This window comes from Pseudoalteromonas sp. S1650 (assembly GCF_005887195.1).
GTDB classification, from domain to species: Bacteria; Pseudomonadota; Gammaproteobacteria; order Enterobacterales; family Alteromonadaceae; genus Pseudoalteromonas; species Pseudoalteromonas simplex.
In genome coordinates, this window is the sequence record NZ_PNDF01000141.1 from 1 (window position 1) to 642 (window position 642).

A 642-nucleotide genomic window follows, 5' to 3' on the forward strand; every position below is an offset into this window, starting at 1 on the left:
CGAAACAGCAATTCGCTCAATATCACTACCGGCTTTATATAATTGTGCATCGAGAATAATTGATTGACCAATCGTCACTGCAACATTTTCTTCAACTAACGGCTCAAAGCCTTCTTTACTTATAGTGACATCATATGTACCAACTGGCACATTGCGCAGTAAATAGTCACCATCATTATTACTAGTAATGGTATACACTAAGCCTTTACTTTTATGTTTTAAAGTTATTGTAGCCCCGGTTAAATCGTTGCCAGCTTGTGCCACTACATGACCTTTAACAATGCTACTACCATCAACTGCTTTTGCTGTAGGAGTCATTATTAATGCAGCCGTTACCGCCGTTGCTAACAGCGATTTAATGCCTATTCCCCGAGTTTGCTTTTTATTATTTGTAAACATGTGAATGTTCCCTTGTTCCTGTTGGTTTTATTGCCTATTTAACTTAGACGACAAAAAATATACACTTATTACATATTGTATACAATATTAAATATACACATAATTCATATTCATCTTTAAGCAACTGATCTTATTAGTGAAAAATTCTTATGAACTTTCGACCCAACAGAAAGGATCTATTTATGGTGCTAATTGGAATAATAAAAAGGGAGGGAAGGCATCACTTCTGTATTATTGCTGCTG

General features: G+C 35.2%; 1 protein-coding gene. It reads right to left on the bottom strand.

What is annotated here, in order from left to right:
• Window positions 1-399 (bottom strand): carboxypeptidase-like regulatory domain-containing protein (locus CWB80_RS21900; RefSeq protein ID WP_138686313.1); only part of this gene is annotated, 399 nt, incomplete at its 3' end.
• Between the last annotated feature and the right edge of the window lie 243 nt (window positions 400-642).